The organism is Microbulbifer mixtoriginis (SeqCode), from assembly GCF_052467515.1.
In genome coordinates this window covers 1,000,978-1,020,183 of the sequence record NZ_CP174314.1, presented here as the reverse complement: position 1 = coordinate 1,020,183, position 19,206 = coordinate 1,000,978, and the positions used below count along the sequence as shown (strand labels likewise).

The 19,206-nt window shown below is 51.3% G+C and carries 16 protein-coding genes; 4 read left to right on the top strand and 12 right to left on the bottom strand.

Features of this window, described 5'->3' with window-relative positions:
* Window positions 1-98 precede the first annotated feature (98 nt).
* From ACJJIT_RS04315 to yacG, 4 genes are all read left to right on the top strand, one after another.
* Window positions 99-1,313 carry a type II secretion system F family protein gene (locus ACJJIT_RS04315; RefSeq protein ID WP_444900082.1) on the top strand — a complete coding sequence of 405 codons (1,215 nt, stop codon included), beginning with the start codon at window positions 99-101 and terminating at the stop codon, window positions 1,311-1,313.
* A gap of 5 nt (window positions 1,314-1,318) precedes the next feature.
* The gene (locus ACJJIT_RS04310; RefSeq protein WP_444900081.1) at window positions 1,319-2,197 is read left to right on the top strand and encodes a prepilin peptidase; all 879 of its coding nucleotides are present in this window, start codon (window positions 1,319-1,321) and stop codon (window positions 2,195-2,197) included.
* A gap of 62 nt (window positions 2,198-2,259) precedes the next feature.
* On the top strand, window positions 2,260-2,928 hold the full coding sequence (gene coaE / locus ACJJIT_RS04305; RefSeq protein WP_444900080.1) for a dephospho-CoA kinase: 669 nt from the start codon (window positions 2,260-2,262) through the stop codon (window positions 2,926-2,928).
* A 73-nt stretch (window positions 2,929-3,001) separates the two neighbouring features.
* Window positions 3,002-3,217: a DNA gyrase inhibitor YacG gene (yacG, locus tag ACJJIT_RS04300; RefSeq protein ID WP_444889643.1), complete on the top strand. Its 216-nt coding sequence runs from the start codon at window positions 3,002-3,004 to the stop codon at window positions 3,215-3,217.
* A gap of 53 nt (window positions 3,218-3,270) precedes the next feature.
* Here the strand turns inward: yacG and mutT are convergent, their stop codons facing one another.
* The 12 genes from mutT to murD form a co-directional block, all read right to left on the bottom strand.
* The gene (gene mutT / locus ACJJIT_RS04295; protein ID WP_444900079.1) at window positions 3,271-3,669 is read right to left on the bottom strand and encodes an 8-oxo-dGTP diphosphatase MutT; all 399 of its coding nucleotides are present in this window, start codon (window positions 3,667-3,669) and stop codon (window positions 3,271-3,273) included.
* A 9-nt stretch (window positions 3,670-3,678) separates the two neighbouring features.
* The gene (argJ, locus tag ACJJIT_RS04290; RefSeq protein WP_444900078.1) at window positions 3,679-4,881 is read right to left on the bottom strand and encodes a bifunctional glutamate N-acetyltransferase/amino-acid acetyltransferase ArgJ; all 1,203 of its coding nucleotides are present in this window, start codon (window positions 4,879-4,881) and stop codon (window positions 3,679-3,681) included.
* A gap of 217 nt (window positions 4,882-5,098) precedes the next feature.
* Entirely contained in the window at window positions 5,099-7,843 is a 2,745-nt protein-coding gene (secA, locus tag ACJJIT_RS04285) for a preprotein translocase subunit SecA (protein WP_444900077.1), read from the bottom strand.
* A gap of 162 nt (window positions 7,844-8,005) precedes the next feature.
* Window positions 8,006-8,941 carry a peptidoglycan DD-metalloendopeptidase family protein gene (locus tag ACJJIT_RS04280; protein ID WP_444900076.1) on the bottom strand — a complete coding sequence of 312 codons (936 nt, stop codon included), beginning with the start codon at window positions 8,939-8,941 and terminating at the stop codon, window positions 8,006-8,008.
* A 201-nt stretch (window positions 8,942-9,142) separates the two neighbouring features.
* Window positions 9,143-10,054, bottom strand: a complete 912-nt coding sequence (gene lpxC, locus ACJJIT_RS04275) for a UDP-3-O-acyl-N-acetylglucosamine deacetylase (RefSeq protein WP_252082957.1) — start codon at window positions 10,052-10,054, stop codon at window positions 9,143-9,145.
* A 431-nt stretch (window positions 10,055-10,485) separates the two neighbouring features.
* A complete protein-coding gene (gene ftsZ, locus ACJJIT_RS04270) occupies window positions 10,486-11,745 on the bottom strand; it encodes a cell division protein FtsZ (protein WP_444900075.1) in 1,260 nt (419 codons plus the stop codon).
* A gap of 88 nt (window positions 11,746-11,833) precedes the next feature.
* On the bottom strand, window positions 11,834-13,069 hold the full coding sequence (ftsA, locus tag ACJJIT_RS04265; RefSeq protein ID WP_444886942.1) for a cell division protein FtsA: 1,236 nt from the start codon (window positions 13,067-13,069) through the stop codon (window positions 11,834-11,836).
* A gap of 112 nt (window positions 13,070-13,181) precedes the next feature.
* Window positions 13,182-13,988 (bottom strand): cell division protein FtsQ/DivIB, encoded by an 807-nt coding sequence (locus tag ACJJIT_RS04260; RefSeq protein WP_444900074.1) that lies wholly within the window; start codon window positions 13,986-13,988, stop codon window positions 13,182-13,184.
* Between the two features lie 6 nt (window positions 13,989-13,994).
* Window positions 13,995-15,437 (bottom strand): UDP-N-acetylmuramate--L-alanine ligase, encoded by a 1,443-nt coding sequence (murC, locus tag ACJJIT_RS04255; protein ID WP_435583648.1) that lies wholly within the window; start codon window positions 15,435-15,437, stop codon window positions 13,995-13,997.
* A gap of 55 nt (window positions 15,438-15,492) precedes the next feature.
* On the bottom strand, window positions 15,493-16,590 hold the full coding sequence (murG, locus tag ACJJIT_RS04250) for an undecaprenyldiphospho-muramoylpentapeptide beta-N-acetylglucosaminyltransferase (RefSeq protein WP_444900073.1): 1,098 nt from the start codon (window positions 16,588-16,590) through the stop codon (window positions 15,493-15,495).
* Complete coding sequence (ftsW, locus tag ACJJIT_RS04245; protein WP_444900072.1) at window positions 16,590-17,822, bottom strand: putative lipid II flippase FtsW; 1,233 nt, start codon at window positions 17,820-17,822, stop codon at window positions 16,590-16,592. The genes murG and ftsW overlap by 1 nt, the downstream gene beginning before the upstream one ends.
* Entirely contained in the window at window positions 17,819-19,201 is a 1,383-nt protein-coding gene (gene murD / locus ACJJIT_RS04240; protein WP_444900071.1) for a UDP-N-acetylmuramoyl-L-alanine--D-glutamate ligase, read from the bottom strand. The genes ftsW and murD overlap by 4 nt, the downstream gene beginning before the upstream one ends.
* Between the last annotated feature and the right edge of the window lie 5 nt (window positions 19,202-19,206).

The window sequence follows — 19,206 nt, the reverse complement described above, 5'->3', positions numbered from 1 at the left end:
TTACTTTACTTTGCCCTAAGCTTCTGGACTGCTCCAGAGCAAGATAGGTATTAGGCACGGCCCCAGCCTTGCAAACGAAAGAACCAGGAATAAAAACTATGGCCAATGCCGCAGCAGTCGTATATATCTATAAAGGCGTGGATAGCAAAGGGGCTAAAGTTCAAGGGGAAATCAATGGTACTAGCCCGGCACTGGTAAAAGCACAGCTGCGAAAGCAAGGCATTATTGCCAACCGTGTACAGAAAAAGCCAAAACCATTACTAGGTACCGGCAAGAAAAAAATTAAGCCCGCGGATATTGCTCTTTTTACCCGGCAGTTAGCCACTATGATGAAGGCTGGCGTCCCCCTAGTGCAGAGCTTTGAGATCGTCGCCGATGGTTTGGATAACCAAGGATTAAAAGAGCTAATCTTCAAAGTCCGCGATGATGTTGCCTCTGGTACTGCCTTTGCAGACGCTCTGCGTAAACACCCTCTTCACTTCGATGACTTATTTTGCAATCTAGTTGCTTCCGGTGAACAATCAGGCGCACTGGAAACGATGCTTGATCGAATTGCCACCTATAAAGAGAAAACAGAGTCTCTTAAGGCAAAAATTAGAAAAGCAATGACATACCCTCTCGCAGTCATTGCAGTTGCAATTATCGTTACTTCTATTCTCCTAATTAAGGTAGTTCCCCAGTTTGCAGAAACTTTTAAGGGCTTCGGTGCCGAGTTGCCTGCATTTACCCAGTTTGTAGTTGGTATTTCTGAGTGGATGCAGGCCTATTGGTTTATGGCTTTAGTCGGAGTTGTGCTCGTAGTTGGCGGAACTCTAGAAGCTAAAAAACGGAACAAAGCCGTTGATCAATTCTTCGATAAATTAATATTGAAACTGCCCATACTTGGGACCATTACTTACAATTCCATTGCCGCAAGATTTGCAAGGACTCTGTCAACTACTTTTGCCGCGGGTGTTCCTCTGATTGATGCATTAAAATCGGTTGCCGGCGCAACAGGAAATTGTGTTTATGAAGCTGCAACATTAAAAATCCGTGACTCAGTTGCGACGGGCATTCCTTTGAATAGCGCCATGCGTCAGTCTGGTCTCTACCCTGTAATGCTAGTGCAAATGACCTCTATTGGTGAGGAATCTGGGGCGCTGGATGAGATGCTCAGTAAAGCCGCAGACTTTTATGAAGAGGCGGTGGATAATGCCGTTGATAATTTAACCACTCTTCTTGAACCGATGATTATGTCTATCCTCGGTGTTCTAGTCGGTGGTCTCCTTATCGCCATGTACCTCCCAATTTTCCAGCTAGGACAAGTAATCTAGTTTTCATGTCAGAAATTTTATCTAACAATCCGGCGCTGCTTATAAGCAGCGCTTTTATTTTGGGCCTACTTATAGGCAGCTTCCTCAATGTAGTAATCCTGCGCCTGCCTGTAATGATGGAGCGGGAATACAAACGGGATTTTTATAGCTATTTTGACTCAAAGCCTAACAAGGCTGAGCAAGAGGAACTGAATAAACCGTTCAACCTGGTGTTGCCACACTCCCACTGCCCTAAATGCAAAACTGAAATTAAGCCCTGGCAAAATATTCCTGTCATCAGCTATCTATTTTTGCGCGGTAAATGTAGCTCCTGTGGCACGCCGATTTCCAAACGCTACCCTTTGATTGAGTTTGCTACTGGAATTCTCACCGCCGTAGTGGTTTGGCAGCTGGGCTTTACTTGGCAGGCGCTGGCGGGCTGTGTCTTTACTTGGGCTTTGGTCGCACTTACTGGTATCGACTTCGATAAGCAGTTATTACCAGACAACATTACCCTGCCGTTACTCTGGGGCGGTTTACTAATAAACCTTTGGGGTATTTTTGTTCCACTGCAAGATGCCGTTATTGGAGCTATCGCGGGCTATCTTTCTTTGTGGCTGGTGTTTCATATCTTTAAGCTGGTTACCGGCAAGGAAGGTATGGGAGCTGGGGACTTCAAGATACTCGCAGCTATCGGGGCCTGGTTTGGCTGGCAGATGCTGCCTCTGGTAATTCTGCTCTCTGCCGCAGTTGGTGCTATAGCAGGTATTTCCTGGAGCCTGGCGGTTGGACGGGATCGCAGCCTACCGATTGCCTTTGGTCCTTATCTGGCCGGTGCAGGCTGGATTGCTATGCTATGGGGTGAGCAGATTGTTGCTTGGTACCTGAGTATTTCCGGCCTATAGATAGCCAGTAATACCAGCTATTTTCAGGGCCCGATTAGCCCATTTGAGGCAAGTGAATTACCATGAACCCGGTCACTCATTGGCCGGGTTTCTTATTTTTAGCTCCAAATTTTTTATTGCAGGGGGACAAGCCATTGTTTCGAGTAGGCTTAACTGGAGGTATCGGCAGTGGCAAGTCAGCCGCCGCGGGGTACTTTCGCGAGCTGGGCATTCACGTGGTAGACGCTGACTGGGCCGCAAGGGTAGTGGTACAACCTGGCAGACCTGCGCTGGAGCAGATAGCCCGTCACTTTGGCGCAAATGTATTACTAGAAAATGGTGAGTTGGATCGAGCGCAACTGCGTGTATTGGTGTTTGATCATGATGAAGAGCGGGTCTGGCTGGAAAAGCTATTGCACCCTTTAATACGCGAAGAAATCATTACCTCGCTGGAACAAAGTTCTAGCCCTTACGCGATACTGGAGTCACCACTATTGATCGAATCCGGCCAATATCAGCTGGTAGATAGAATCTGCGTGGTGGATTTGCCGGAAAGCTTACAGCTGGAGAGGGCCAGTAGCAGGGATGAAAATCACCCAGAACAAATACGCAAAATTATGGCGGCGCAGCTTAACCGACAGGAACGCCTGGCCAAGGCTGATGATGTGCTGGACAATTCTATAGGATTGAAAGAGTTACGCAGCCAGGTACAAGCTTTGCATCAGAAATATTTGCAATTAGCGAAGTCTTAGCACGACTCTACTAATGTAAAATAATAGACCCTGAGACTACCCCAAACATCGAAGAAGCTGTACCAAACCTAATATGCCCAAGCCAAAAGAAGCCCCAAGCCTAAACTGCCCCACCTGTAAAAATCCGATAGAGTGGAGCGATAAGTTTCCCTTTAAACCTTTTTGCAGCGAGCGTTGCAAATTAATAGATCTTGGCGAGTGGGCCAGTGAGGGGCACAAGATACCGGGCGAGTCTATTTATGATGACGTTTTGAGTGATGACCTGGACCCGAGCAAGCAGCGCCATTAAGCAACGCTATATGATGACAGCCTATGCACAAGCCCTGCATAGGCATACTCAATTTATACTTCCGCGGTCTTGATGGCTGCAATAATCGCCTGGTTGGCATCTGGGAACTGATAATTGTTTAGTTCCTGTACCGCCACCCAGGCGGTCTCCTGCCCCTCACGCCCCTGAGCCTCACCGGAAAATGCCGTTACCTGCCAGGTATCGAGAAGTACGGTCTTTTCCGCATACTCATGCTGGATTTCCACCAGGGGCTGTAGCTGATCAACCTCAATTGCCACCTCCTCAAGTAGCTCACGGGTCAGGGCCTGCTGTACGCTTTCCCCTGACTCCACCTTACCACCAGGAAATTCCCAGCGCCCGCCCATATGCAAGTGATCGGGGCGGCGGGCAATTAAAATTTTGCCATCGCTGCGACGGACTACACCAACAGCAACATGGATAACACGGCTCACAACAACTCCTCAGGTGCGATATTCAGCGTTGATGGTGACATACTCGTGGGAGAAGTCACAGGTCCAGATATGCTCACTGGCGTTGCCACGGCCCAGCTCTATACGAATGGTGAATTCAGGCTGAGAAAACACCTGCTCGCCTAACTCTTCCCGATAGTCCACCGCGCGACCTCCGGCCTGTACTACCTGCACAGTATCCAGGTAAATATTGACCTTTTCAGTATCCAGACTATGAGTTATTGCATTGCCAACAGCCATCACCAGACGGCCCCAGTTGGGGTCTGAAGCGTAAAGTGCAGTCTTTACCAGAGGGGAGTTACCCACTTCGAAAGCAACTTTAAGAGCTTCTTCACTACTCTCTGCACCTTCCACCTGAATCGTGACAAATTTGTTGGCCCCCTCACCATCCCGAACCACATCCTGGGCCAGCTCAATATGCACCTGGGTAATAGCTTCCATCAATGCGCTATAACCTTCATCAGCAGGGGAATGGATAGGCTTGCCTTTTACTCCACTGGCAATGAGTACACAAGCATCATTGGTAGAGGTATCGCCATCTACACTGACGCGATTAAAGGAGGCATTTACGGCCTCCTTCACCATTTGATCCAGTAAAGGCTGGGCGATGCAGGCATCAGTGGCGACATAGGCCAACATGGTCGCCATATTTGGCTGAATCATGCCGGATCCTTTGGCGATCCCCACCACTGTAATTTCTTCACTGCCAATTTTTAGGAGGCGCTGAGCTTTTTTCGGACGGGTATCCGTTGTCATAATGGCTTTTGCTGCCCGCTCCCATCCGCTTTCGATTAGCTCTGCAGCAGCGCTGGGGATAGCATCCAATAAACGCTGCAAAGGCAGATGCTCACCAATCACCCCAGTACTAAATGGCAATACCTGCTCTGTTCGAACATTCATCGCTGCAGCTACTGCTGAACAGCAAGCCCTGGCGTCGCTTAGACCACACGCGCCTGTGGCCGCATTGGCGTTACCCGCATTAACCAGCAAGGCACGGATATTGCCCTGTGCGATATGCTCTTTGGCTACCAGTACCGGCGCCGCACAGAAGCTATTCTGGGTGAAGGTGGCCGAGACCGATGCACCCTCGGCGACCTCTATTAACAACAGGTCATCACGGGACCAATCTTTGATCTTGGCTGGAACACTGGCAAGGCGAATCCCTTTTACGGGAGGAAGTAATAATTCAGGCATATCTGTTCGACTTTAGTACCGATTTGGGCTGTATTTGTTTGAGCTAGCCACAGGTAGGAAAGCGCCATTATTAAATGGCCGCTTCTTTTGAATCAAGATTAAACCGCACCTAATGCGGATAAAAATACAAATTCCGCAGAATATTTCCTTGCGAGACAAAAAAATACCCCGCACAAAGCGGGGCATTTTCTAACTTGGGCACTAAAGTCTGAAGGCCTTAGCTCTGGGTAGAGGAAGCCAGCTTACCGTGGCACTGCTTGTATTTCTTGCCAGAACCGCAGGGGCATGGGTCATTACGGCCAACCTTGGGTCCACGGCGCTCTGGCACAGGTGCCGCCTGCTGCTGCGGCTGACTTTCAGGAATTGCGGAGGCCTCGGCATGCTGAAGCTCCAGTTGCTGCTTACGCTGCTCTTCCAGACGGCGCTGCTCCAGCTCGTCCATTTGCTCGCGGGTCATGGGTTCCACATGGGCCAGGATACGTACCACCTCATGCTTGAGGTTTTCCAGCATACTCTGGAATAGGTGGAAAGACTCGCGCTTGAACTCCTGCTTGGGGTTCTTGTTGGCGTAGGCACGCAAACCAATACCCGCTCGCAGGTGGTCCATGCTGGAGAGGTGCTCCTTCCATAGCTGATCCAGCACTTGCAGCATAATCTGGCGTTCCACTGTCGGCATCAGATTGGCATCGCCAGAAGATTCACTGATACGCTCCACCTTGGTGGCGTAAGCGGCTTGAGCTTCGGCAACAACCTTCTCGCGCAACGTCTCCTCGTGCAGATTGCGGTCTTCATCCAACCATTTCTGAATAGGCAGCTCAATGCCCAGTTCACCGGCCAACTGCTGTTCCAGTGCCGGGATATCCCACTGCTCCTCAACACTCTGTGGCGGTACAGAAGCGGAGATAATTTCATTCACAACATCTTCGCGAATAGCGTTGATGGTATCGCTGATCTGACCGGCCTCCAGCAGCTCATTACGCTGACTGTAAATCACCTGGCGCTGATCATTGGCCACATCATCATATTCCAGCAACTGCTTGCGAATATCGAAGTTACGCCCTTCAACGCGACGCTGGGCTTTTTCAATCGCATTGGAGACCATACGGTGCTCAATAGCCTCACCGCGCTCCATTCCCAGCATCTGCATAAAGTTCTTCACCCTATCGGAGGCGAAGATACGCATTAGATTATCTTCCAGAGACAAGTAGAAACGGGTTACACCGGGGTCACCCTGACGCCCGGCACGGCCGCGCAGCTGGTTGTCGATACGACGCGACTCGTGACGTTCGGTGCCGATAATATGTAAGCCGCCAGCCTCGATCACCTGCTCGTGGCGCTTCTTCCACTGCTCCTTCACCTTGGCCACTTCGGCCTCACTCAAGTCACTACCTTTCTCCTGAGTGAGCGCCTCGGCCTCAGCCTCCCAGTTACCACCCAGCACGATATCAGTACCGCGACCGGCCATATTGGTTGCAATGGTGACAGTACCGGGACGGCCAGCCTGAGCAATTATTTGTGCTTCACGTTCATGGTATTTGGCATTTAGTACCTGATGCTTGATGCCCGCCTTTTGCAACATGCGCGACATCTCTTCAGAAGTCTCGATAGAGGCAGTACCTACGAGGATCGGTGCCTGCTTATCACGGCAGAACTTAATATCCTCGATAATGGCGTCCATTTTTTCTTCTTTGCTCAGGTAGACCAGGTCGTTGAGGTCATCCCGCTGAATATTCTTATTAGTGGGGATTACTACCACATCCAGACCATAAATCTGCTGGAATTCAAACGCTTCAGTGTCTGCGGTACCTGTCATACCAGAGAGCTTTGGATAGAAACGGAATAAATTCTGGAAGGTAGTGGAGGCTAGCGTCTGACTTTCAGACTGGATCTGAACATTCTCCTTGGCTTCCAGCGCCTGATGCAAACCCTCGGAGAGACGACGGCCCGGCATAGTACGGCCGGTGTGCTCATCGATCAGGACAACCTGACCGTTTTGCACGATATAGTCCACGTCCCGGTTAAACAGTACCTGGGCACGCAATGCGGCATGCACATGGTGCAGCAGGCCCAGGTTACCAGGGGCGTAGAGAGATTGATCTTCTTTCATCAAGCCGCTGCGAGACAGCAGCTCTTCCACCAACTGATGCCCCTGCTCGGTCAGCTCTACCTGGCGGGTCTTCTCATCTACGGTGTAGTGTCCCTCACCACCTTCTTCGGCACGCTCCAGCTGTGGAATCAGCTTATTCATGGCCAAGTAAAGGTGAGAGGAATCTTCCGCCGCACCAGAAATAATCAACGGGGTACGTGCCTCATCGATAAGGATTGAGTCCACCTCATCCACGATGGCAAAGTTTTGTGGGCGCTGGGTACGATCTTCCTTGCGTAACACCATATTGTCACGCAGATAATCGAAGCCAAATTCGTTGTTGGTGCCGTAAGTAATATCGGCCTGATAGGCGGCCTTTTTCTCGTCCGGGTGCTGCTGGGAGACAATCACTCCAACAGTCAGACCGAGAAATTCATAGACTGGGCGCATCCAATTGGCGTCGCGGGATGCCAAGTAGTCGTTGACCGTAACAATATGTACGCCCTTGCCTTCGAGCGCGTTCAAATAAGCCGGTAAGGTCGCTACCAGAGTCTTACCTTCACCGGTACGCATTTCCGCGATACGACCTTCATGTAGAGTCATACCGCCGATTAGCTGTACATCGAAGTGACGCATGCCCATTGTGCGCCGACCCGCTTCACGCACTGCAGCAAAAGCTTCCGGCAGCAGCTGGTCTAGAGTTTCCCCATCTGCAATACGCTTTTTAAACTCTTCTGTTTTGGCACGAAGAGCTGCATCATCCAGCTTCTGGAAATCCTCTTCCAGCGCGTTGACTTTTTCCACGACGCGTCGCATGCGCTTCAGCTCGCGGTCATTTTTTGTACCAAAGACCGATTTAATCAGTTTGCCAATCATTATCTAGAAACCACTTATCTTATGTGCGCTATCGGCGCTAATGCTGGGCAGATATTGCACCGATACTCCTTTATGCGAGGGGTGCAAGTAAACAGGAAGGCGTAAGCGCTGGCAACTCTTATGCCAAGCTGCCAGCAATTACGCGTAAAGGAAGGATAGTTGTTATCTGCCTGTACGGCGGATATAGCTGGCCGGGTCGACCGTGCGATTGTTCTTAAAGATCTCAAAGTGTACATGGGGACCAGTGGAGCGCCCACTGGACCCCATTTGGGCAATCACCTGCCCTTTCTTAACTACATCACCGAGCCCAACATTGAGCTCACTGTTATGGCCGTAGCGGGTGGAATAACCATTACCATGATTGATTTCCACCATATGTCCGTAGCCGTGACGCTCATCAGCCCAGGTAACAACACCGGCGGCTACAGACACTACGTCTGACCCCATCTTACCGGCAAAGTCCACACCTTTATGCCAAGTGCGGCGCCCTGTGAAAGGGTCGGTGCGATAACCATAGCGCGAGGACATCCAGCCTTTGGTGATCGGGCGCCCGGCAATAAATTGCTCATCCTCGAGTTGCAGGTTTGCCATCAGGGACTCGAGTGTATTGAGCTGCATTTGGCGATCATCTACTTTGTGAGACAAGTCACCAATCACTTCGAGAAACTCGGGGGGGTGATAGGGTAAATCTGAAGCTCCGGCGATGCCGGGATCTTCCGGACCACCCACTGCGGGCACAGCGCTAAATTCAAACTCGCCCTGATCGAGATTGGCCGCTGCGGTTAGACGCTCACCCACAGCATCCAATCGGGTAAGGCGCGCCTGCAATTCAGCCAGTTTTACCGTGAGCGCAGCAAGTTGCTCGTGAGCCTCGCGATCGGCCTCCTCAATTTCCTGCTGCTGCTTACGCAAAGCGCGCTCCCAAGCCTTGGCTGTACGCGCATCAAATAAATCAGTTTTGGTCACGGGAAGATTGGCACCCAGGAAGAAGGCACCAACCGGGAGGCCCAAGAGGCACAAGCTCAATAGCGCCTTGCTCAGCCCACCAAAGTTGAAGCTGCGGGTTGCACCGCGCTCATTGACCAGAATTACTTTCATAACAAGCAGGAGAAGTCCGATATCTTGTAATTTTGCTGTCTCTGTAAGTGAGACGAGGCTCCAGTGCAATACCTCACACTAAAAGACCGGTCATCCAAATACCCAAAGGGAAACAAGGTTACCAGAATTACCCCAACCCTCTCTGGCGAATCTGTCACGTAAAAAAGCCGGCAATATAATGCCGGCTTTTTTATTGAGAGTTTAAACTGCCAGTATTGGCTTAACGTAGGAGATTGGAGCTTCTTGCTCTCCCTCGAATGTCACCATCTCCCATGCGTCCTTTTGGGTCATCAAATGACGCAGAGACTTATTGTTCAAGGAGTGGCCGGATTTAAAGGCTTTGAACTCACCGATCAGGCTGGTACCCAGAAGATAAAGGTCGCCAATGGCATCGAGAATTTTATGTTTCACAAATTCGTCTTCGTAACGCAATCCACCTTCATTCAGAATGCGATACTGGTCAATCACGATGGCGTTATCCACAGAACCACCCTGAACCAAACCCTTAGAGCGCAGGTACTCAATTTCGTGCATAAATCCAAATGTACGCGCACGACTCACCTCTTTCACAAAAGAAGTACTGGAGAAGTCTACGGAAGAGGTTAGGTTACGCCCCTGGAATACCGGGTGGTCAAAGTCGATGGTAAAGGAGACCTTGAAACCATTGAAAGGCAGGAAGCTGGCTACTTTATCGCCCTCTTCCACGGTAATCGGCTTCTTAATACGCAGGAATTTCTTCGGCGCAGATTGCTCCTGAATACCAGCGGACTGGATCAGGAACACAAAAGGACCGGCACTGCCGTCCATAATCGGTACTTCCTGGGCGGACAGTTCGACAATCGCATTATCGATACCCAGGCCCGCCATCGCTGAGAGCAAATGCTCCACGGTAGCGATGCGAACATCACCCTTGACCAGGGTAGTGGAAAGTAGCGTATCGCCCACATTCTCTGCGCGGGCTTCAATTTCGACCACCGGGTCCAAGTCCGTTCGACGGAACACGATGCCGGTGTCTACGGGAGCCGGCTTCAAGGTCAGGATGACCTTTTTGCCAGTGTGCAGACCTACGCCAGTGGCGCGAATAGCATTTTTAAGCGTGCGCTGTTTGATCATGAAACTATCTTTTCCCAGTCGATGGTCTACGCAAAACGCGCAGCAAGCCGCCGATATTAGCACAATTGCGACGCCAATACCAATTGTGGGCGTGTGGTCAACTTAACACACCGCCACCGTCCTTCTAAGGATAGTTTAAATAAAGATTGGAGCGCCACATCTCAGTCGCTGAGACAGCATTTTAAGACCATGAGCGCCAGGATCACTGTAAAAAATTGTTAATTAAACTCTTACTTGCCTATTTCCTTGCCCCTCATAGCAGAGAGTAACCCTGATAGCAGGTCTTATGGAACTGGGCAAGCTTCTGATTTAGCAATACCAAAAGTGATATCAAATACAAAATTCTGCGATAAGCCGCCCCGCAGAGGCGACACCCAACAATAAGCTGGGTGGACATGAGCGGTGTACTGCCTCTGCTGCGGCGGCTACTCTCAGTCTGCCTGGCGGCGCAGGAAGGCCGGAATATCCAAATATTCCATATCGGCATCAGCAGAGCTGAGCGACGGAGCGGGGCGCTTGGGGCGCTCTACATCCACCCGAGGACGGGTGTCGGCCACACTCTCACGAGAGACTAGCCCTGCAGCACCGTGGCTTTCACGCATATCGCGCATATCGCGGCTCTCACGCATGTCTCGAGTCTCGCGAACATCGCGGGATTCACGCACTTCGGGACGACGTGTGTTATCTACCACTTTAGCTGGGCGAGCCGCAGGAGTTCCCTCACCCAGGCCAGCGGCTACTACAGTCACCCGCATTTCATCACCCAGCTTATCATCCACCGCCGTACCAATAACCACTGTGGCCTCATCAGAGGCGATCTCTTGCACAATCTCACCCACTTCGGAGTATTCACCCAGGGTCAACTCCTGACAGCCAGCTTCTTCACTGCCGGTAATGATGTTGACCAAAATACCGCGTGCACCAGCAAGGTTAACGTTATCCAACAGCGGACTGCGTACAGCCTTCTCCGCCGCTTCACGAGCGCGATTCTCGCCAATGGCAGAGCCGGAGCCCATCATCGCCATACCCATTTCAGACATCACCGTGCGTACATCGGCGAAGTCCACATTCATAATGCCGGGGCGGATCATCAGATCGGCAATACCCTGCACCGCTCCGAGTAACACGTTATCAGCCTCTTTATAGGCAGACTTCATGGTGATTTTGCTACCCAATACTTCCAGCAGGCGATCGTTAGGGATAGTAATCAGGGAGTCCACTTTGTCGCGCAGTTCGAGAATACCCTCTTCGGCTACGACAGTGCGCTTGCGGCCTTCAATTTTGAACGGGCGAGTAACAACAGCCACGGTGAGAATGCCGAGCTCTTTGGCAATCTCGGCTACAATCGGCGCTCCACCGGTACCAGTGCCGCCCCCCATGCCAGCGGTAATAAACACCATATCAGCACCGCCCAAGACTTCAGCGATGCGATCGCGGTCTTCCAGAGCGGACTGACGACCGATATCGGGATTGGCCCCAGCACCTAGTCCACGGGTAATCGTATTACCAAGCTGTAGGATAGTTTGCGCTTCAATATCTTTCAGCGCCTGAGCGTCAGTGTTCGCGCAGATAAAGTCTACGCCCTCCACGTCGCTGGCAATCATATGCTTAACAGCATTGCCACCGCCGCCGCCGACTCCTATTACCTTGATGACAGGTTTATCCTGTACGCTATCAACTAGCTCGAACATCGCTGCTCCCCTTTCTTGCTCATGTCGAATTTTACAGCCACGCCTAAAAAAAATCCCTTATGGGACGGCTAATTCTGGTTGCATGCTATTACAAATTTCCACGAAACCAGTGCTTTACTTTGTCCCACCACTGATTATCGTTACGCACGGGCTGAGTTTTTCCCTCTGCAGCCTCTTCTTGCTGCATTGCGTACATCAATAATCCAACTCCGGTGGAGTAAATTGGATTGCTCACGATATCGCTCAATCCAGAAATTCCTTGAGGCACTGCGAGACGTACCGGCATATGGAAAATTTCCTCAGCCAGCTCTACCGCACCCTCCATTTTTGAAGAGCCTCCCGTTAAAACCACTCCTGCTGCGCACAGGTCTTCAAATCCACTGCGGCGCAATTCCGCTTGCACCAGAGTAAACAGCTCGTCATAGCGCGGCTCTACTACTTCAGCCAGGGCCTGACGGGACAAATCCCGGGGTTCCCGATCTCCGACACTCGGTACTTTTATGGTTTCACCTTCCCGCGCAAGTTTTGCCAGAGCACAGGCATATTTTATTTTTAAATCTTCGGCGTGCGGTGTCGGGGTACGCAATGCCATCGCAATATCGTTAGTCACCTGATCCCCAGCGATGGGAATCACTCCAGTATGGCGAATTGAGCCACCGGTAAATACAGCAATATCGGTGGTGCCTCCACCGATATCCACCATACATACCCCAAGTTCTTTCTCATCTTCAGTCAGTACCGCGTAACTGGAAGCCAGCTGTTCGAGAATGACATCCTCCACTTCAAGACCACAGCGGCGGATACACTTCTCAATATTTTGTGCCGCATTGACAGCACCACTGACTAAATGCACCTTTGCTTCGAGGCGCACACCGGACATCCCCAGAGGCTCTTTTACCCCCTCCTGGTTGTCGATCAGGTATTCTTGCGGCAGCGTATGTAAAATTTTCTGATCTGCGGGTATAGCAACTGCACGAGCTGCATCAATTACCCGATCCAAATCCTGTTGGGTTACTTCACGATCTTTAATAGCCACAATGCCGTGAGAATTGAGACTGCGAATATGGCTGCCCGCGATACCGGCATACACAGAGTGAATTTCACACCCCGCCATGAGTTCTGCTTCCTCCACGGCACGCTGAATAGATTGCACGGTGGATTCAATGTTTACCACCACACCTTTTTTCATCCCGGTGGAGCGATGGGAGCCAATACCAACAATATTGAGCTCCCCGTTAGCAGATACCTCACCAACGATGGCAACCACCTTGGAGGTGCCGATATCCAGCCCAACAATCATGCGCTGATCGGATACTTGTGTCATTTTTGTTCCAACCTCGCTAGGCCATACCCCGGCTTTCCTTTCATTCTCAACCGGATCAGCGCCTTCGCTTTTAAACTTTATCTTTCCACAGCGGCTACTGCCGCGTCCCTGTTTACTCTTGCTCGTTCTTCCACTGAACCGCTACCGCGTTACCGTAACGAGTATCTACCTCGGCTACTTTTTGCAAATAAGGAGCAAGTAGCCCGCGACTCAAAGTAAGAAAGCGGTTAACACGCTCCAACAGTGCCTCATGACCGAGTTTTAATTCAATTCCCGACATCAACTCCAGATGCCAGCCACTAAGGTCATCAAATGACAAGCGCTTTACTTCCATATCCCGCGTAGTCAAAAGCCCAGCAAGCGCTTGGTATTGGGACATAATTTGCCCAACCAACTCTTCATCCCCGGCAAGCTCGGGTAGTGTACCCACCTGCATTTGTTTCGGCCGTGGCAACAGTGCACCACTGGCAACCAACAAACGATCACGGCCCCAGATGGCAAGTGGCTGCGCCTCGCTGACTTCAACAACAACGCCCTTGGGCCAGCGGCGACTTATTGAAACCTTGGTAATCCACGGTTTCTCTAGCAATGCTGCGCGCATCGCGCGGATATCAACAGAAAAAAAACCCGCTTGCAAATACGGCAGTAAAATTTCTTTAATCTGCTCTTCAGTTACAGCATTAAAGGTTCCGCGAACCTCAACTTGCTCCAGTGCATCAACTCGACTGATCTGAATCGCCGGTAGGTGCTGCCACAACCAGTAGCCCCCACTAAGCAGCCCACCAAGCAAGAACATAAAAAAACTGGTAATCAACCAGGGGCGCCAGTGGAATCCCCGCGTCTCTCTCTCTTTGAGAGGACTGGCACCACGAACCGAGGCCCGCTGAGTCCCTATATTTTTTTTCTGTGCAGACCTCACTACCACTCAAGCCTCGAGGTCTTTCTCACCCAGGCGCCATTCCGCCAACCTCTGTGAGAGAGCCCCAACATTACCCGCGCCCTGAGTCAGAACCACATCGCCGGGTTCCAGTAGATCAGCCAGGATTGGGGGAACCTGATCAACGGTTTCGACAAAAATGGGATCAACCTGGCCTCGATTGCGCAGGCTACGAGCCAAAGTCCGCCCATCCGCGCCGGCTATCGGTGCCTCCCCAGCACTGTAAACATCCAGCAAAATTAGTTTGTCCACCTCGGACAGCACCTGAACAAAATCCTCAAACAGATCTCGGGTTCGGGTATAGCGATGCGGTTGGTAAACCATCACTAAGCGCCGATCGGACCAGCCGTCACGTACAGTCCTGATGGTTGCTGCCACTTCCCTTGGGTGGTGGCCATAATCGTCCACAAGCATCACTTTTTCTGCGTTACTGTCGTCACTAATAGAGAAATCTCCATAAATTTGGAAGCGACGACCGACTCCTTGGAAACCTTGTAATCCTTTTTGAATAGCTTCATCACCGATACCCTCATCGGTAGCGACAGCAATTGCCGCAGTAGCATTCAATACATTGTGGATACCAGGAGTATTTACCGAGACCTCAAGCAGATCACCCGCCGGGCGCTGCACTTTAAAATGGCTTCGCAACGGCTCCTGTTTAACCTCGACAATGCGGAAATCATTGCCCTCAGCAAACCCATAAGTCAGCACCGGCCGGGAAAACTTGGGTATTACTTCCTGCACATTGGCATCATCGCCACAGACCACAGCAAGGCCATAAAAAGGCAGGTTATGGACAAAATCAATAAAGATCTGTTTGACCTTTTCAAAGTCCCCACCATAGGTTTCCATATGGTCCGCATCAATATTCGTGATCACCGTCACCATTGGTTGCAGGTGAATAAAAGATGCATCACTTTCATCTGCCTCGGCGATTAAATAACGACTTTCGCCCAATGCCGCATTGGCACCTGCCGAATTGACCAAACCGCCAATCACAAACGTCGGATCTTTTTTATCCGCAGCAAAAATCGAGGCTATCAGGCTGGTAGTTGTAGTCTTTCCGTGTGTACCCGCTACGGCAATACCATAGCGATAACGCATCAATTCCCCGAGCATTTCCGCACGGCGCACCACCGGAATTCGGTTTTCGTGGGCGGCGACCAACTCTGGATTGTCGTCATGTACGGCCGAAGAGTTAACAACCACATCGACACCGCGGATATTTTCCGAACTGTGTCCAATTTCAACCCTAACACCGAGCTTTTGCAGACGGTCTGTTACAGCTGATTCGCGCAAATCGGAACCAGAAACCTCGTAACCTTGATTCTGCAGTACTTCGGCAATGCCGCTCATGCCTGCACCACCCACACCGATAAAGTGGATGCGACGAATGCGGCGCATCGTCGGTACAGCATAACTTTTTTCCATATTGGCACGCTCAGAAGCCATACTTTATAACCTTGATCCACTCATTTTTTATTTGCTATCTGACAAGAGCCAGCTGTTCAGCGCAGGCACCTACTACCTGCTCGGTTGCATCAATTTTTGCCACACTGCGCGCAGCTTTCGCCATCTCAAGCAACGCTTGAGGGTCTGAGAGAAGCTTCTGCAATAATTCTGACAGACTCTGTGCATCCATGGCGCTCTGCTGAATTACCACCGCACCACCGGCATTCTGTAACCACTCGCCATTGCGTGTCTGATGATCATCAATCGCAAAGGGAAAAGGCACCATAATTGCGCCCACACCAGCGGCAGCGATTTCCGACACAGTTAGCGCCCCGGAGCGACAAATGATCAAATCTGCAACGCTATAGGCATCGGCCATATTCGCAATAAAAGGTACAACCTCTGCCTCTACTCCCGCAGCCTTATAAGCTTCTTGGGCCAACGCTGCATGACGTTCACCCGCCTGATGAACCACTTTCGGCCGTAGGGATAACGGCAGAAGAGCCACAGCTTTTGGCACCAGCTCATTAATTGCCACAGCGCCGAGACTGCCACCGAGCACCAGCAGGCGCAGTGGTGCCTCATTTCCGATACGCTGTTGCGGCTCAGGCAAACTCGCAATCTCAGTACGCACTGGATTGCCGACCTGCTTAGCACCAGGCAAACCACTGGGGAAAGCCTCCAATACCCTACTCGCGATTCGAGCAAGCAGGCGGTTAGTGGTGCCGGCAACCGCATTCTGCTCGTGAATAATCAGCGGAATTCCACTGAGTCGTGCTGCTACACCACCGGGACCGGTGGCAAATCCACCGAACCCGAGCACCGCATCTGGTGCTACAGCCCTTACCACGGCACGGGCTTGGACCACCGCGCGAAAAATCTGCAGAGGTGCCTTGAACAGGGCCAATTTGCCTTTGCCACGCACGCCCTCCACACGAATACAGTGCAGTGGAATATTCGCCTCGGGAATTAAACGCGCTTCGATACCGCGCTGTGTACCCAGCCACTCAACACTGGCACCGCGCTCCTGCAAGGCTTTTGCCACTGCCAGTGCTGGAAATACGTGGCCACCGGTACCTCCGGCCATCAGTAAAAACTTCTTATTGGCGAATACTTTTTCTTCATGGGACATCAGACTACCTCCCCACTACCAACGCCAGCACTGGTGCGGCGCCGGGCAAAAATTGGCAACTTCCCAAACAAACCAGGACTTTTCTCACTATCCCCGGCTTGCTCAAATTGCCCTCGCAATTCAGTGCGAATCCTCAAAGCCAACCCCAATAGGGCACAGCAAATAATCAAACTACTACCACCGGAACTGACAAACGGCAGGGTCAGCCCCTTAGTCGGTAATAACCCTGAAGCCACTCCCATATTCACAAAAGCCTGGCCAGCAATCTGTATTGCCATGCCAAATGCCAGTAAAGCCGCAAAAAATTTTTGTTGCGCCAGGGCTTCACGGACCAAACGCAATAGCGAACAGGTCAGGAGCACAAAAAGCCCAACAACAACCAAACCACCAAACATGCCCCACTCCTCGGCGAGGATGGCAAAAATAAAGTCGGTATGGGCCTCGGGCAGATAAAACAGTTTTTGCACGCTATTACCCAGCCCCACACCAAACCATTCACCACGACCAAAAGCGATAAGCGATTGGGTCAACTGATAGCCACTGGCAAACTGGTCTCCCCAGGGGTCTAGAAACGTTAGCAGGCGCTGCAAACGATAGGGGCTCATCAGCGCCATCAAGGCCAAACCGCAAGCCGCTGCCGCCACGAGTAAAAACGTGTGGGGTAAGCGTGCACCACCCAAAAACACCATCGCCAGCACTGTGCCGGAAAGTACTACCACAGAGCCGAAGTCCGGTTGCAATAACAGTAAAAAAGCAACCATCGTGAGAATAACCACCGGCACCATAAAGCTGCTCCAGTGGTGTAATTGCTTGCTGCGCCGGGTTAGAAAACTGGCAAAAAATACCAGCATGCAAAACTTCGCCACTTCTGCAGGTTGGATAGTAATTCCCGCAAACACCAACCAGCGTCGACTACCATTTACCTCTCGACCAATACCTGGCACCAATACCACGATTAAAAGCAGACAGGAAAATAGTAGCAGTGGCCAAGATAGGCGCGACCAAATAGCCAATGGGATCTGGCTTACCAATAACGCCGCAATTGCCCCAATTAACAAGAATACCAAGTGACGCTTCAGGAAATACCAAGGGTCTGCATAAATATCTGTAGCAAAAGCGATCGACGCTGAAGCCACCATCACAACGCCGATGCTCACCAGCGCCAAAACGCTAAAAGGTAAAAGAGCATCGAGAAAATCACGCCTGGCATTTAGGGAGGGCAATTCACTCATTGCCCCTCCCGTGAGCACTCACACAGCGTCGCTACAATATTGCGAAAGTCTTCACCACGCGCTTCAAAATTGCGATACATATCAAAGCTGGCACACGCCGGGGAGAGCAATACGTAGTCTCCGCTATGCGCCAAAGTTCGGGCCTTACTCACGGCATCTGCCATGGAATCAGCATTGAGTGTCCTGCACTGATCGGCAAACACGCTGGCAATTTTGTCGCCATCAACACCGATTGAAACCACTGCACGCAAGGCGCCTGCGCATTTCTTCAATGCAGAAAAGTCTGCACCTTTACCATCTCCACCTGCGATTAAAACTATTTTACGGGTTGAGGTCGCCAATCCATCCAACGCGGCCTGTGTTGCACCTACATTAGTGCCCTTAGAGTCGTTGACATAAGTTACGCCATGTAAATCCGCCACGCGCTCACAGCGATGTGCCAAGCCAGGGAAACTACGCAACACCGACAGCATTGCCGCCATGGGCAGTCCCACTACACTACCCATGGCCAATGCAGCCAGAGCGTTGGCAATATTATGCTTGCCCACCATCGCCAGCTCATCGACCGGCAATAACTTCTCACTTCCTTGAGCCAACCACTCACGCTCCCCAGATAAGCACACACCAAACTGTTTTAAGTCCGGTCGATCAAGGCCGAAAGTCCACTCACGCCGCTCTCGCGACAGAGGTCCCTGGCTCAGGGGGTCTTCGCGATTAACCACAAATACTTCTGCACCGCGATAAATCCGTTGCTTCGCCCGGTGATACTCCAACATACTGGGATAGCGGTCCATATGGTCCGCACTCATATTCAAAACAGTCGCTACTGTTGGAGTGAGGGAATAAGTTGTCTCCAATTGGAAACTGGAAAGCTCCAGTACAAACAACTCCGGTAAGGGGTCATCCAATAAATCGAGCACCGGTACGCCAATATTGCCACCCACCCTCACAGAAATATTGGCGGCTTTAGCCATTCTGCCAAGTAGTGTCGTGACCGTGCTTTTGCCGTTAGAACCAGTAATCGCGGCCAACTTCGCTTTGGACTGCTTGCGCACTAAAGCCTGGGCAAATAATTCAATATCACCAACAACCGGAATACCCTCGGTAACGGCCTTTTGCAAAACCGGCTCCGCCAAGGGCACACCAGGGCTGACAATAATTAAACTGGCCGCAAGTAAAGTATCTGCACGTAGCGGGCCGGTTTCCACCGCGACCTGGGGAAACTCCCCCTGAAAAGCCGCAAGCCCTGGAGGGTTATCACGGCTATCCACCACCACCGGGGTATGACCATGACGCAGCAGATAGCGCACCACCGATTGTCCGGTAGCGCCCAGTCCAATTACCACTTTGTGCTGCGAAGAAGTCGCGATCAGGCTCATTGTAT

Bases quoted from the DNA above. Each gene is read 5' to 3' on its own strand.
- ACJJIT_RS04315 (WP_444900082.1), top strand. From the start codon at position 99: ATGGCCAATGCCGCAGCAGTCGTATATATCTATAAAGGCGTGGATAGC.
- ACJJIT_RS04310 (WP_444900081.1), top strand. From the start codon at position 1,319: ATGTCAGAAATTTTATCTAACAATCCGGCGCTGCTTATAAGCAGCGCT.
- coaE (WP_444900080.1), top strand. From the start codon at position 2,260: ATGAACCCGGTCACTCATTGGCCGGGTTTCTTATTTTTAGCTCCAAAT.
- yacG (WP_444889643.1), top strand. From the start codon at position 3,002: ATGCCCAAGCCAAAAGAAGCCCCAAGCCTAAACTGCCCCACCTGTAAA.
- argJ (WP_444900078.1), bottom strand. From the start codon at position 4,881: ATGCCTGAATTATTACTTCCTCCCGTAAAAGGGATTCGCCTTGCCAGT.
- secA (WP_444900077.1), bottom strand. From the start codon at position 7,843: ATGATTGGCAAACTGATTAAATCGGTCTTTGGTACAAAAAATGACCGC.
- ACJJIT_RS04280 (WP_444900076.1), bottom strand. From the start codon at position 8,941: ATGAAAGTAATTCTGGTCAATGAGCGCGGTGCAACCCGCAGCTTCAAC.
- lpxC (WP_252082957.1), bottom strand. From the start codon at position 10,054: ATGATCAAACAGCGCACGCTTAAAAATGCTATTCGCGCCACTGGCGTA.
- ftsZ (WP_444900075.1), bottom strand. From the start codon at position 11,745: ATGTTCGAGCTAGTTGATAGCGTACAGGATAAACCTGTCATCAAGGTA.
- ftsA (WP_444886942.1), bottom strand. From the start codon at position 13,069: ATGACACAAGTATCCGATCAGCGCATGATTGTTGGGCTGGATATCGGC.
- murC (WP_435583648.1), bottom strand. From the start codon at position 15,437: ATGGAAAAAAGTTATGCTGTACCGACGATGCGCCGCATTCGTCGCATC.
- murG (WP_444900073.1), bottom strand. From the start codon at position 16,590: ATGTCCCATGAAGAAAAAGTATTCGCCAATAAGAAGTTTTTACTGATG.
- ftsW (WP_444900072.1), bottom strand. From the start codon at position 17,822: ATGAGTGAATTGCCCTCCCTAAATGCCAGGCGTGATTTTCTCGATGCT.
- murD (WP_444900071.1), bottom strand. From the start codon at position 19,201: ATGAGCCTGATCGCGACTTCTTCGCAGCACAAAGTGGTAATTGGACTG.